This is a genomic window from Streptomyces sp. NPDC002446 (assembly GCF_053595675.1).
On record NZ_JBSFYC010000042.1, the window covers coordinates 14,640 to 27,866 of the forward strand.

Consider the following 13,227-nt stretch of genomic DNA (forward strand, 5'->3'; position numbering starts at 1 on the left):
TCAGGCCGTCAGATGGGTCGGGGCGAACATCCGCAGCCGGGCCGGAAGGACGACCACGGACGGGCCGGGCGCGGCGAGCGCGGCCGACAGGTCCGTACGCAGCCGCTCGGGCGTCGTACGGACCGCGGGGACGCCGAAGGACTCGGCGAGGGCCGCGAAGTCCGGGCGGGTGAGTTCGGTGGCGGTGGCCTCGCCGAAGGCGTCGGTCATGTACTCGCGCAGGATGCCGTAGCCCCCGTCGTCCACGATCAGCCAGGTCACCGGCAGGCCGTACTGCCGGGCGGTGGCCAGCTCGGCGATCGAGTACATCGCGCCGCCGTCACCGGAGACCGCGAGTACCGGCCGCGACGGGTCCGCGACGGCCGCGCCCAGCGCAGCCGGGAAGCCGTAGCCCAGGCCGCCGGCGCCCTGCGCGGAGTGCAGCGCGTTGGTGCCCCGCGGGTCGAAGGCGGACCAGGCCCAGTAGGCCAGGATCGTCATGTCCCAGCAGCTGACCGCACCGTCCGGCAGCGCCTCCCTCACCGAGGCCAGCACCTGCTGTTCCACGTCGAGGTGCTGCCCGGCGATGCGGTCGCGGACGCGGGCGAGGAGGTCGCGGACGGCGGCTTCGGGGGTGGCGGCGTCCGGGGTGTCCGACCGGGCGTACGGGGTGTCCGACCGGGCGTACGGGGTGTCCGACCGGGCGTCCGCAGGGTCGCGCCGCGCCGCGCCTTCGTGTCGTGCCACCTCCTTGACCAGGGCTGACAGCGCCATCCGCGCATCCGCGTGGATGCCCAGCGCGGCGTGGTTCGACTCCAGCTTGCCCAGGTCCGCCTCGATCTGTACGACACGGCCGTGCGGGCGGAACGTGTGGTAGTTCGAGGAGAGTTCGCCCAGCCCGGAGCCGACGACCAGCAGGGTGTCCGCGTCCTCCAGGAAGGTCGTGGTGTGGCGGTCCTCCAGCCAGGACTGCAGGGACAGCGGATGCTCCCACGGGAAGGCGCCCTTGCCGCCGAAGGTGGTGGCCACCGGCGCCCGCAGCCGCTCGGCGAGCGCCAGCAGCTCCGCCTCGGCTCCGGCCCGTACGACCCCGCCACCGGCCAGGATCACCGGCCGCCGGGCCTGCGTCAGCCGCTGGGCCGCCGCCGCGATCAGCTCGGGGCGCGGCGCCAACTCCCTTGGAGCGGCGGAGAGTTCGGCAACCGGAGGCACGTCTACGGGCGCCAGCAGCACATCCTGCGGGATCTCCAGCCAGACCGGACCGTGCGGCGCGCTCAGGGCCGACTCCCAGGCGGCGGCCACCGCCGACGGGATCTGCGAGGCGGTACGCACCGTGTGGACGGACTTGACCACGCCCCGGAACGAGGCGCTCTGGTCGGTGAGTTCATGCAGATAGCCGTGGCGACCGCCGCCGAGGCCGGCCACCGGCACCTGGCTGCCGATGGCCAGTACGGCGGCCGAACCCGCCGCCGCCTCCTGGAGCGCGGGCAGCGTCAGCAGCGCGCCGGGGCCGGTGGAGACCAGCAGCGGCGCGACGCGGTGCGTGGTCCTGGCGTACGCGTCGGCGGCGAAGCCCGCGTTGTTCTCCACCCGCAGCCCCACGTAGCGCAGCGTGGAGCGGCGCAGGGCGTCGAACATGCCGAGGGCGTGCTGGCCGGGGAGGCCGAAGACGGTGGTCGCGCCGAGGGCTGTCAGCGACTCCACTACCAGGTCGCCGCCGCTGCGCGGTGCTGGCGACGGCGCTTCCAGGGTGCTCATCGTTGTCGGCTCTCCGTCTCGTTGTGCTCGTTCGCGGCCTGGCGGCCGCTCGTCCTCAATCGCCGGACGGGCTGAATTTCGCGACCGTCTCGCGTCATACACCGGACAGGCTGGTGGTGCGCTCCCGCCAGGCCGCCAGTACCGTCGCGTCCGTGGGCCTGGTGGCCAGGCTCACCGCCACATAGGCCACGAGGGAGGCGATCAGCCCGTAGTAGATCGGCTCGTTGGCCAGGACGCCGAACACGGCCATCAGCCCGACGACAGTCGCTCCGCCCACCGCGACCGAGGCCAGCGCGCCCGCCGCCGTGCCGCGCTTCCACAGCAGTCCGCCCAGGATCGGCACCAGCAGCCCGCCGACCAGCAGGTTGTAGGCGACGGTGAGGGCCGCGACGACATCGTTCAGGACGATCGCGATGCCGATGACCGCGACGCCCATGAGGAGGATGAACAGCCGGTTGCCGCGCACCTCGTCGTGCACCGCGCCGTCCGCCGCCTCCGGCTTGCGCACCGCGCCCCTCACCCGGGACCAGATGTCGTTGTTGGCGACCGTGGCGCAGGCGATCAGCGCGCCCGAGGACGTGGACATCACCGCCGACAGCGCCGCGGCCAGCACCAGCCCGCGCACGCCCATCGGCAGCGCGTCCTTGACGATCGTCGCGAAGGCGTCGTCCGGGCTGCCCAGACGCGGGTAGAGCACCTTGGCCGCGGTGCCGATGACCGCACCGGCGAGCGCGTACGCCAGACAGTACGTACCGGCCGCGGTGCCGCCCAGGCGCGCGACCCTGTCGCTGCGCGCGGTGAACACCCGCTGCCAGATGTCCTGCCCGATCAGCATGCCGAAGGAGTAGATCAGCACATAGGTGAAGACCGTCTGGCCGCCGATCCCCAGGGGCGCGAAGTAGTCGTCCGGCAGCTGCGCCTTCATCTCGGCGAAGCCGCCCGCCTTGACGACGGCGATGGGCAGCAGGAGCAGCAGCACGCCGATCGTCTTGACGACGAACTGGACCATGTCGGTGAGGGTGATCGACCACATGCCGCCGAGCGTCGAGTACGCGACGACGATCGCCCCGCCGAGGATGATCGACAGCGACCGGTCGAGGCCGAAGAGCACATCGAAGATGGTCGCGTAGGCGATGGTCGAGGTGACCGCCAGCATCAGCGTGTACGCCCACATGACGACACCGGAGATCAGTCCGGCGGAGCCGCCGTAGCGCAGATCCAGCATCTCGGAGACCGTGTAGACCTTCAGCCGGGCGATCCGGGCCGAGAAGAAGACGCTCAGCGCGAGCAGTCCGAGGCCGATGGTGAAGACCATCCAGGCGCCGGAGAGGCCGTACTGGTAGCCGAGCCCCACCCCGCCGATGGTGGAGGCGCCGCCGAGCACGATCGCCGCCATGGTTCCGGAGTACATCGCGGGGCCCAGGCGGCGCCCCGCGACCAGGAACTCGCTCTTGGATTTGGCGCGCCGCATCCCCCACCAGCCCATGGCGAGCATTCCGGCCAGGTAGAGCACGATCACCGCGTAGTCGACAGCCATGGGCCATCCCTTCCAGCTGCGCCGAGGGGGAGGTGGAGACGGGGGTGGGGGCGTGGGGGTGCGAGGAGGAGACGGGCGCCCGGCGGGCGGGGGTCCCTGCCGGGCGCCTCGTCTGGGGGTTGACCCTAGGAGGCGGGAAGGCGACGCTGAAGTGTACGTTTCCTCCATTCACCGCCCGCCGACGTGGATGGTTCGCACATGCCGCACCCGATGCCTCCGCCGTCCACCCCGCCGGTCCCGCTGGCGGACCTCCTCGCGCGGACGGATCTGGGCCTGCGCCAGATCGCCGGCCCCCGAGAGGGCGTCGCGATCCACTGGGTGCACACCTCGGAGATGGCAGACCCGGTGCCGTACCTTCTGGGCGGCGAGATGCTGCTGACGGCGGGCGTCCATCTGGCGGAGGTGTCCGGGGACGCCGACGTGCTGGACGACTACCTGGACGGCTATGCGGCCCGCACCGTCGCCGCCGGTGCCGCCGCCCTCGGGTTCGGGATCGCGCCGGTGCACGACAGGGTGCCCGGCGCCCTGGTGGCGGCCTGCGACCGGCACGGGCTGCCGCTCGTCGAGGTCCCGGCGGGCACCCCGTTCACCGCCGTGGAGAGCGCCGTATGGCAGGCCGTGACGGAGGCCCGGCACCGCGAGCTGACCCGGCTCAGCGAGGCCCAGCGGGCCCTGGCCGCGGCCGCCGCCCGCCCCGATCCGGCCGGCGCCGTGCTGCGCGCCCTGGCCCGCCATGTCCACGGCTGGACCGCGCTGCTCGCCCCGGACGGCACCGAACACGGCGCGGCCGGCCCGCGCCCCCACGCCGCCGTACGGGCCGCGGCCGGCCGGCTCGTACAGGTCATCGGCGCCGGCGGCCCGTCCTCGGCCACCGACGCACTGCCCGGCACCCAGCTGTCCGCATACGCCCTGACGGGGCGCGCCCCCGGCCCGCAGGCGCCCGTCCTCGTGGTCGCCGTGGACCCGCACGATCCGCCCGCGCACGCCATCGCGGGCGTCGCCGCCGTACTGCTCTCCCTGATCACCGGCCCGGCCGCCGACCGCGCCCCGGCCGGGGGCCCGCAGAGCTCAGCCGCCCTGGTCCGGCTGCTGCTCGGCGCCCGCCCCGCCGAGGTCGCCCCGCTCCTGGGCCATCCCCGGTGGACCGTCGTCCATGCCGAGCCCCGACGGGAGACGAAGCGGCCGGCGCAGGCGGAGGCTTCGCTGGCCGCCGCGCTCGGCACGCCATTGGTCGCCCCGGCCGCGTCGGCCCCGGAGGACCCGTGGGACGGACCGGCCTCGGACGGGTCGACGTCGGACGGACCGGCCTCGGACCGATCGGCCGGGTCAGGCCCCGAGGCCGAGCGGCCATCCGCCCTGCGCGCCCTGGTCCCCGCCGACCGCACGGTCGGCGCACAGCCCGGCTGGACGCTCGGCGTCAGCGAACCGGTCCCGGTCGAGGAGCTGCCGGCCGCCGACCGGCACGCCGCCACCGCTCTGCGCCGCGCCCTCGCCCATCGCGTCCCCCTCGTACGCCAGCGCGCCCCGGGCCCCCACGGCCTCACCTCCCTCGTCGCGCCCGCCGACGCCCGCCGGCACGCCGAGGCCCTGCTCGCCCCGCTGACCGACTCCCCCGCCCTGCTCTCCACACTCCACAACTGGCTCTCGCTGCACGGCAGTTGGGACCGGACAGCGAACTCCCTCGGCATCCACCGCAACACCGTCCGCCAGCGCATCGGCCGTATCGCCACACTCCTCGACACCGACCTGGACGACGCCGACGTCCGCATGGAGCTGTGGTTCGCACTGCGCTGCCTCGACCGGGACACCGGACGCCGCCGGTAACACCGCTGACCGCTCATACGCGACCGGCCCGCCACGGGTACTCCGTGACGGGCCGCCGTCATCGTGCGCGCAGCCGATCAGCCCTGCCGGGACGCAGCACTGCGCTTACTGACCACCCTGCCTCGCGGCAGCGCTGTGCCTACTGACCCTGCCTTGCGGCAGCGCTGTGCTTACTGACCCTGCCTTGCGGCAGCGATTTGCCGCGACATGATCGTCGTCAGCTCGTACGCCGTGTGCGAGGCGGCCACGCAGGTGATCTCCGCGTGGTCGTAGGCCGGAGCTACCTCCACGACGTCCGCCGAGACCAGGTTGCAGGAGGCCAGCCCGCGCAGGATCTCCAGCAGCTCGCGGGAGGTCAGGCCGCCCGCCTCGGGGGTGCCGGTGCCGGGCGCGTGCGCCGGGTCCAGGACGTCGATGTCTATGGAGATGTACAGGGGGCGGTCGCCGATGCGCTGGCGGAGCTGGTCGGCCACCTCGTCCACACCGCGCCGCATGACGTCCGCGGAGGTGACGATGCCGAAGCCCATCTTCTCGTCGTCGTCGAGGTCCTGCTTGCCGTAGAGCGGGCCGCGGGTGCCGACGTGGGAGAGCGCGGAGGTGTCGAGGATGCCCTCCTCGACCGCGCGCCGGAAGGGCGTGCCGTGGGTGTACTCGGCGCCGAAGTACGTGTCCCAGGTGTCCAGATGGGCGTCGAAGTGGAGCAGGGCCACCGGGCCGTGCTTCTTGGCGACCGAGCGCAGCAGCGGCAGCGCGATGGTGTGGTCGCCGCCGAGGGTCATCATGCGGGCGCCGCTGGCGAGGAGGTCGTCGGCCGCGGCCTCGACCGTCTCCACGGCCTCGTTGATGTTGAAGGGGTTGGCAGCGATGTCACCGGCGTCGGCGACCTGGGCGAGCGCGAAGGGGGACGCGTCCTGGGCCGGGTTGTACGGGCGCAGCAGGCGGGAGGCCTCGCGGATGGCGTTGCCGCCGAAGCGGGCGCCGGGCCGGTAGGAGACGCCGGTGTCGAAGGGGACGCCGACGACGGCCACGTCGGCCCGGCCGCCGACCTCGTCGAGGCGGGGCAGGCGGGCGAAGGTCGCGGGCCCGGCGTAGCGGGGGATGCGGGAGGAGTCGACGGGGCCGACGGGCTCGGGGGATGCGCTGGCTGCGGTGGTCATAACGGTGAGATTAGGGACGGCCGCCGGTCCGGCCCATGGACATTTGCGGCGGGGAGGGGGAGGGCATTCGACATTTTGTCCAGCCCCCGGCGTCTGTCCGCCCTGCGGTGCGCCCGCCCCGCCATCCGTACGCGCCCGTCCGGGCTGCGAAACCGCCCCGCCCCGGAACATACGTCCGGGCACAATGGCGCTATGCCGATAGCCTCCGCAGCCGCCGCCCCCTCGCGCGCCGAACTCGTCGACCATCTCGTCCGCACCCGTATCGCCGGCCAGGTCGCCACTCCCCGCGAGAACAACCTCTCCCACTACCGCAGGCTCGCCAACGGCGACCGTCACTACTGGTTCGGCCTGGAATTCGGCGACCGCTGGGCGGACGAGCAGGATGTGCTGGCCGTGATGGCGGAGCGCTGCGGAGTCAGTGACGACCCGCACCACCGGCAGGGCCAGGACACCATCGACCCGGAGCTCACGGTGGACGCGCTGGACCGTACGGCGGCGGTGCTGCGCAAGGCGGCCGCCGACCGTCAGCGGGTGCTGTTCGCGACCGGCCACCCGGGCGGACTGCTCGATGTGCACCGCGCCACGGCCGACGCGCTGCGGGCGGCCGGCTGCGAGATCGTCGTCATTCCGGACGGGCTGCAGGCCGATGACGGCATGGTCTTCCAGTTCGCCGACGTGGCGATGCTGGAGCGCGGTGCGACGCTGTGGCACACCCACTCGCCCGAGCCGATGGCCGCGGTCCTGAACGGGCTGGAGAGCGAGGGCCGCCCGCAGCCGGATCTGGTGATGGCCGACCACGGCTGGGCGGGCTGTGCGGGCCAGCGCGGGATCGACGCGGTGGGCTTCGCGGACTGCAACGACCCGGCGCTGTTCCTGGCCGAGGCGGAGGGCACGCTCCAGGTGACCGTCCCGCTGGACGACCACGTCCGCAGCCCCCGCTACTACGACCCGCTGACCGCGTATCTGCTGGATGCGGCGGGGCTCGGCTGAGGGTCTTGCCGGCCCGTCAGGCGGGTGGGGCGCGGCACGGGCCGTACGGGGCGGGCTCGGGCCGTACGGGTGATTCGCGCGGACCTGGGGCAGGGCCGGTGTAGCGCACGGTGGGGCCTGGAAAGGATGAATCCGCGCCGCTGCTCCCACGCGCCCCTGTGTGCCGCGTGAGTGCTCGGGAAACCCCACCCCCCACCGAAGGTTCCGAGTTGAAGCACACGAGCGAATCCACGCCTCGCAAGATCATCGCCGGTGCCGGTGTCGTGGCCCTGCTGACCGCCGCACTCGCTCTGCAGAGCGCAGACGCCGCCCCCGCCAAGGTCCCTGACCCACCGACGGCCACCGCCGCCGCCCAGCGCGCCAAGGAGCTCGGCTCCGTCCTCGGCGAGGCGGGGGCGGGCTCGTACTTCGACGCCGAGAACGGCAGGCTCGTCGTGAACGTGACCGACGAGGCCGCGGCCGCCAAGGTCCGCTCGGCCGGCGCCGAAGCCAAGATCGTCAAGTACTCGCTCGCCTCGCTGGACGCCGCCCGCGCGACCCTCCTGGACAAGGCCGCGATCCCCGGGACGTCCTGGGCGATGGACCCCCGGACCAACAAGGTGGTGATCACCGCCGACCGCACGGTCAAGTCCGACGCCCTGGACAAGCTCAAGCTGGTCGCCTCCTCACTCGGCGACCGGGCCGCCCTCACCCAGTCGCCGGGCGTGCTCCGGCCGGTGATCGCCGGCGGCAACGCCATCTGGGGCCTGCTGTCGCGCTGTTCGCTGGGCTTCAACGTCACCAAGGGCGGGCAGCCGTACTTCCTGACGGCCGGGCACTGCACCAAGGCGGTGCAGCGCTGGTCCGCGGCGCAGGCGGGCCCCGAGAGCGCGGTGTCGGAGAGCAGCCACTTCCCCGGTGACGACTTCGGGCTCGCCAAGTACACCGCCGCCGACGTCGTGCACCCCAGCGAGGTCGATCTCTACGACGGCAAGGCGCAGTCCATCACCGAGGTGGGCGACCCGATCGTGGGCCAGAAGGTGCAGCGCAGCGGCAGCACCAGCAAGGTGCACGGGGGCGCCGTGACCGCGGTCGATGTGACGGCCAATTACCAGGAGGGCCGGGTCGACGGCCTGATCCAGACCACCGTCTGCGCGGAACCCGGCGACAGCGGCGGCTCCCTCTTCGAGGGACACACCGCCCTCGGCCTCACCTCGGGCGGCCGCGGCGACTGCAAGGTGGGCGGCGAGTCCTTCTACCAGCCGGTGCGCGAGGCCCTGGAGAAGTCCGGGGCGCACGTGGGCTGATACGGGCCGGGCCGGTCCGAAGGGCGCGCGTCCTACCCCCGGGGGACCCGGATGACCCCCTCCTGGATCACCGAGGCGGCCAGTTGGCCGTCGGCGGTGAAGATGCGGCCGCGGCCGAGGCCCCGGCCGCCCTGGGCGGTGGGGGATTCCTGGTCGTAGAGGAGCCAGTCGTCGGCGCGCAGCGGGCGGTGGAACCACATGGCGTGGTCCAGGCTCGCGCCGACCACATCGCCGACCGCCCAGCCGCCGCGGCCGTGCGCGAGCAGGATCGAGTCCAGCAGGGTCATGTCGGAGACGTAGGTGACCAGGCAGATGTCGAGCAGCGGACGGGGGATCTCGCCGCCGTCCTCCAGCTTTCCCTGGGTGCGGAACCAGACCTGGGACCGGGGCTCGCGGACCTCGCCGACGGTGCCGAACGGCGGCTCGCCCACATAGCGCAGATCGATCGCGGCGCGGGACTCCAGCAGCCGGTCGACGACGCCGGGGCCGGCGAACCGGTCGGCGTAGCGGGGCAGCATCTCGGCGGCGGTGGGCAGCTCCAGCGGGTCCGGCGCCGGGGGCATCGGCTCCTGGTGCTCCATCCCCTCCTCGTGGACCTGGAAGGAGGCGGAGAGGTGGAAGACCGGCTGGCCGTGCTGGACGGCGACGACGCGGCGGGTGGTGAAGGACCGGCCGTCGCGGATGCGGTCGACGGTGTAGACGATGGGCGCGCCGGGGTCGCCCGGCCGCAGGAAGTACGCGTGCAGGGAGTGCGGCGGCCGGTCGGCGGGGACCGTGCGGCCGGCCGCGACCAGGGCCTGGGCGGCGACCTGGCCGCCGAAGACCCGGGGCACGACCGAGGCCTGGGACTGTCCGCGGAAGATGTCCTGCTCGATCCGCTCCAGGGAGAGCAGACCGACCAGGGACCGCAGCGCGTCGTTGACGTGGTTCACGTGTGTGGCCTGTCGGAGAGTCCGTGCCCGGTCTACAGGCCCATCGACTTGGCGATGATGCTCTTCATGACCTCGCTGGTGCCGCCGTAGATGCGGTTGACGCGGTTGTCGGCGTAGAGGCGGGCGATCGGGTACTCGTTCATATAGCCGTAACCGCCGTGCAGCTGGAGGCACTTGTCGATGACGCGGTGGGCGACCTCGGTGCAGAACAGCTTCGCCGACGCGGCCTCGGCCGGCGTCAGCTCGCGGGCGTCGAGGGCTTCCAGGGCGCGGTCGGCCACCGCCTCGGCGGCGTCCACCTCGGCCTGGCAGGCGGCCAGTTCGAACTTGGTGTTCTGGAAGGCGGCGACCGGCTTGCCGAAGACGGTGCGGTCCTGCACGTACTGCTGGGCGAACCGGATGGCGGCCTTGGCCTGCGCGTACGCGCCGAAGGCGATGCCCCAACGCTCGGAGGGCAGGTTCTGGCCGAGGTAGGAGAAACCCTTGTTCTCCTCGCCGAGCAGGTCCTCGACCGGGACCTTGACGTCGACGAACGCCAGCTCGGCGGTGTCGGAGACCTTGAGGCCCAGCTTGTCGAGCTTGCGGCCGACGGAGTAGCCCTGGGACTTGGTGTCGACGGCGAAGAGCGAGATGCCGAAGCGGCGGTCGTCCTCGCGCGGGGCGGCGGTGCGGGCGCAGACGATGACGCGGTCGGCGTGCACGCCGCCGGTGATGAAGGTCTTGGCGCCGTTGAGGACGTAGTGCGTGCCGTCGTCGGAGAGCTTCGCGGTGGTCTTCATGCCGGCGACGTCGGAGCCGGTGCCCGGCTCGGTCATCGCCAGGGCCCACATCTCCTCGCCGGTGACGAACTTCGGCAGGTAGCGCTTCTTCTGCTCGTCGGTGGCGAGCATCTCGATGTACGGCAGGCCGAGCAGCACATGGACGCCGGAGCCGCCGAAGGAGACGCCCGCGCGGGCGGTCTCCTCGTACATCACGGCCTCGTACTTGTGCGAGTCGATGCCGGCGCCGCCGTACTCCTCGGGGACGCGGATGCCGAAGACGCCCAGCTCACCGAGCTTGTAGTAGAAGTCCCGGGGCGCCTGGCCCGCGGCGAACCACTCGTCGTAGACCGGTACGACCTCGTTCTCGATGAAGGCGCGTATGGTCTCGCGGAATGCCTCGTGATCCTCGTTGAACACCGTACGGCGCATGCCCATGGCCTCCTTCACCGCCATCCATGGCTAAGCGCTTGCTCAGCCTCTCGCGCTGCGAAAGCTACCCGCCGGTCACCAAAACTGTCCAGAGGTCAACGAGAAACCGTGCCCGCCTCAAGCCCGCGCGGGCCGGAAGCGCGAGCCGGACGGAGAGACCCCTACGCGCCCGGCACCGCCGCCGTCACCGGCTCCTGCCCGCCCGGCGCGGCCGCGACCGCCCCGAAGGCCCCCAGCGCCAGCCTGTGCAGCAGCTCCGCCGTCTCCGTACGGCCCGGCAGGGAGCCGGGGCGGCCCAGGTGGGGGGTGGAGTTGAGCAGGCCGAAGACGGCGTGCACCGCGGCGCGGGCCTGGGACTCGGAGGGACCGGGGTGGACCCGGCGGACGACCTCCACCCAGAGCTCGACGTACTGCCGCTGGAGCTGGCGCACCCGCTTGCGGTCGGCCTCCCGCAGCCGGTCCAGCTCGCGGTCGTGCACGGTGATCAGCGGCCGGTCGTCCAGCGCGAAGTCGATATGGCTGTCGATCAGCGCCTTCAGCACCGCCTCGGGGCTCTCGCCGCCCTCGGCGACCCGCATCCGGCCGCCCTCCAGCAGCCGCTCGCTGATGCCCACCAGCAGCTCGGCGAGCATCGCGTCCTTGCCGGCGAAGTGCCGGTAGAGGCCGGGGCCCGAGATGCCCACGGCCGCCCCTATCTCGTCCACGCCGACGCCGTGGAATCCCCGCTCGGCGAAGAGCCGGGCGGCCTCCTTGAGGATCTGCTCGCGGCGGCTGGTCGGGGCGGAGGCCTGCGCATTACTCATGCCGTCGATTGTAGACAGCCGGGTTAGTGGTCGTTAACCTGAGGGAAATGAGGTTAACGGCCATTAACCCGCAGGGCCCCGCGGCCGCCGATCGCGGCACCGGGGCGGCTGATCGAGCAAGGGGGCTCGTACTGATGGAGCAGGCACCGGTGCTGGGGAGCGCGGCCGCCACGGCGTCCGACTCCTGGCGGGCCAATGAGGCCGCGCACCGCGAGCTCGCCGCCGAGCTGCGCGAGAAGCTCGCGGCGGCCCGGCTGGGCGGCGGCGAGAAGGCCAGGGCGCGGCACACCGCACGCGGCAAGCTGCTGCCCCGTGACCGGGTGGACGCCCTGCTGGATCCCGGCTCGCCCTTCCTGGAGCTGGCGCCGCTGGCGGCGGAGGGGATGTACGGGGGCGCGGCGCCCGCCGCCGGGGTCATCGCGGGCATCGGCCGGGTCAGCGGCCGCGAGGCGCTCGTCATCGCCAACGACGCCACGGTCAAGGGCGGCACGTACTACCCGATGACGGTCAAGAAGCATCTGCGCGCCCAGGAGATCGCGCTGGAGAACCGCCTCCCCTGCCTCTATCTGGTCGACTCCGGCGGCGCGTTCCTGCCCATGCAGGACGAGGTCTTCCCCGACCGCGACCACTTCGGGCGGATCTTCTACAACCAGGCCCGGATGTCGGGGGCGGGGATCCCGCAGATCGCCGCCGTCCTGGGGTCCTGCACGGCGGGCGGCGCCTACGTCCCCGCGATGAGCGACGAAGCGGTGATCGTCCGCAACCAGGGCACGATCTTCCTCGGCGGCCCGCCGCTGGTGAAGGCCGCCACCGGCGAGGTCGTCACGGCCGAGGAGCTGGGCGGCGGCGAGGTGCACACCAAGGTCTCCGGCGTCACCGACCACCTCGCCGAGGACGACGCGCATGCGCTGCGGCTCGTGCGGACCATCGTCTCCACGCTCGGCGAGCGGCCCCCGCTGCCGTGGACCGTGCGCGAGGTGGCGGAGCCCGAGGTCGACCCGGCCGGGCTGTACGGCGCGGTGCCCGTGGACTCCCGTACGCCCTACGACGTCCGCGAGGTGATCGCGCGGATCACGGACGGCTCGCGGTTCGCCGAGTTCAAGGCCGAGTACGGCACGACGCTGGTCACCGGCTTCGCCCACATCCACGGCCACCCGGTCGGCATCGTCGCCAACAACGGCATCCTCTTCTCCGAATCCGCCCAGAAGGGCGCACACTTCATCGAGCTGTGCGACCAGCGCGGCATCCCGCTGCTGTTCCTGCAGAACATCTCCGGCTTCATGGTCGGCCGCTCGTACGAGGCGGGCGGCATCGCCAAGCACGGCGCGAAGATGGTGACGGCGGTGGCCTGCACCCGCGTGCCGAAGCTGACGGTCGTCATCGGCGGCTCGTACGGGGCGGGCAACTACTCGATGTGCGGCCGGGCCTATTCGCCGCGCTTCCTGTGGATGTGGCCGAACGCCAAGATCTCGGTGATGGGCGGCGAACAGGCCGCCTCCGTCCTCGCGACCGTCAAGCGCGACCAGCTGGAGGCGCGCGGCGAGGAGTGGAGCGCCGAGGAGGAGGCCGCCTTCAAGGCGCCGGTGCGCGAGCAGTACGAGACCCAGGGCAACGCCTACTACGCCACCGCGCGGCTGTGGGACGACGGCGTGATCGACCCGCTGGAGACCCGCCAGGTGCTGGGGCTGGCGCTGACCGCCTGCGCCAACGCCCCGCTCCCCCACAGGGACCCCGCGGCGCCCGGCTACGGCGTCTTCCGGATGTGATCTTC

General features: G+C 72.7%; 10 protein-coding genes. 4 read left to right on the top strand and 6 right to left on the bottom strand.

Annotation, left to right across the window (positions count from 1 at the left end):
• Both ACWD6P_RS23015 and ACWD6P_RS23020 read right to left on the bottom strand, forming a co-directional pair.
• The gene (locus ACWD6P_RS23015) at positions 1–1,737 is read right to left on the bottom strand and encodes a thiamine pyrophosphate-binding protein (protein WP_451446025.1); all 1,737 of its coding nucleotides are present in this window, start codon (positions 1,735–1,737) and stop codon (positions 1–3) included.
• Positions 1,738–1,831: 94 nt separating this feature from the next.
• Positions 1,832–3,274: a sodium:solute symporter gene (locus ACWD6P_RS23020; RefSeq protein WP_451446026.1), complete on the bottom strand. Its 1,443-nt coding sequence runs from the start codon at positions 3,272–3,274 to the stop codon at positions 1,832–1,834.
• Between the two features lie 198 nt (positions 3,275–3,472).
• On the opposite strand from ACWD6P_RS23020, the gene ACWD6P_RS23025 reads away from it, so the two are divergent.
• The gene (locus tag ACWD6P_RS23025) at positions 3,473–5,098 is read left to right on the top strand and encodes a helix-turn-helix domain-containing protein (protein WP_451446027.1); all 1,626 of its coding nucleotides are present in this window, start codon (positions 3,473–3,475) and stop codon (positions 5,096–5,098) included.
• A gap of 170 nt (positions 5,099–5,268) precedes the next feature.
• On the opposite strand, the gene speB is transcribed toward ACWD6P_RS23025, so the two are convergent.
• Complete coding sequence (speB, locus tag ACWD6P_RS23030) at positions 5,269–6,255, bottom strand: agmatinase (protein WP_451446028.1); 987 nt, start codon at positions 6,253–6,255, stop codon at positions 5,269–5,271.
• Between the two features lie 192 nt (positions 6,256–6,447).
• On the opposite strand from speB, the gene ACWD6P_RS23035 reads away from it, so the two are divergent.
• Both ACWD6P_RS23035 and ACWD6P_RS23040 read left to right on the top strand, forming a co-directional pair.
• Positions 6,448–7,245: a phosphatase gene (locus ACWD6P_RS23035; protein WP_451446029.1), complete on the top strand. Its 798-nt coding sequence runs from the start codon at positions 6,448–6,450 to the stop codon at positions 7,243–7,245.
• A 209-nt stretch (positions 7,246–7,454) separates the two neighbouring features.
• On the top strand, positions 7,455–8,531 hold the full coding sequence (locus ACWD6P_RS23040) for a S1 family peptidase (RefSeq protein WP_451446030.1): 1,077 nt from the start codon (positions 7,455–7,457) through the stop codon (positions 8,529–8,531).
• Positions 8,532–8,563: 32 nt separating this feature from the next.
• On the opposite strand, the gene ACWD6P_RS23045 is transcribed toward ACWD6P_RS23040, so the two are convergent.
• From ACWD6P_RS23045 to ACWD6P_RS23055, 3 genes are all read right to left on the bottom strand, one after another.
• Entirely contained in the window at positions 8,564–9,463 is a 900-nt protein-coding gene (locus ACWD6P_RS23045; protein WP_451446031.1) for an acyl-CoA thioesterase, read from the bottom strand.
• 32 nt (positions 9,464–9,495) lie between these two features.
• Entirely contained in the window at positions 9,496–10,653 is a 1,158-nt protein-coding gene (locus ACWD6P_RS23050) for an acyl-CoA dehydrogenase family protein (RefSeq protein ID WP_451446032.1), read from the bottom strand.
• A 161-nt stretch (positions 10,654–10,814) separates the two neighbouring features.
• The gene (locus tag ACWD6P_RS23055; RefSeq protein WP_451446033.1) at positions 10,815–11,456 is read right to left on the bottom strand and encodes an SACE_7040 family transcriptional regulator; all 642 of its coding nucleotides are present in this window, start codon (positions 11,454–11,456) and stop codon (positions 10,815–10,817) included.
• Between the two features lie 134 nt (positions 11,457–11,590).
• Between ACWD6P_RS23055 and ACWD6P_RS23060 the strand changes: the two genes are divergently transcribed.
• The gene (locus tag ACWD6P_RS23060) at positions 11,591–13,222 is read left to right on the top strand and encodes a carboxyl transferase domain-containing protein (RefSeq protein WP_451446034.1); all 1,632 of its coding nucleotides are present in this window, start codon (positions 11,591–11,593) and stop codon (positions 13,220–13,222) included.
• Positions 13,223–13,227: the final 5 nt, after the last annotated feature.

Coding starts and splice junctions, on each gene's coding strand:
- ACWD6P_RS23015 (WP_451446025.1), bottom strand. CDS start 1,737: ATGAGCACCCTGGAAGCGCCGTCGCCAGCACCGCGCAGCGGCGGCGAC.
- ACWD6P_RS23020 (WP_451446026.1), bottom strand. CDS start 3,274: ATGGCTGTCGACTACGCGGTGATCGTGCTCTACCTGGCCGGAATGCTC.
- ACWD6P_RS23025 (WP_451446027.1), top strand. CDS start 3,473: ATGCCGCACCCGATGCCTCCGCCGTCCACCCCGCCGGTCCCGCTGGCG.
- speB (WP_451446028.1), bottom strand. CDS start 6,255: ATGACCACCGCAGCCAGCGCATCCCCCGAGCCCGTCGGCCCCGTCGAC.
- ACWD6P_RS23035 (WP_451446029.1), top strand. CDS start 6,448: ATGCCGATAGCCTCCGCAGCCGCCGCCCCCTCGCGCGCCGAACTCGTC.
- ACWD6P_RS23050 (WP_451446032.1), bottom strand. CDS start 10,653: ATGCGCCGTACGGTGTTCAACGAGGATCACGAGGCATTCCGCGAGACC.
- ACWD6P_RS23055 (WP_451446033.1), bottom strand. CDS start 11,456: ATGAGTAATGCGCAGGCCTCCGCCCCGACCAGCCGCCGCGAGCAGATC.
- ACWD6P_RS23060 (WP_451446034.1), top strand. CDS start 11,591: ATGGAGCAGGCACCGGTGCTGGGGAGCGCGGCCGCCACGGCGTCCGAC.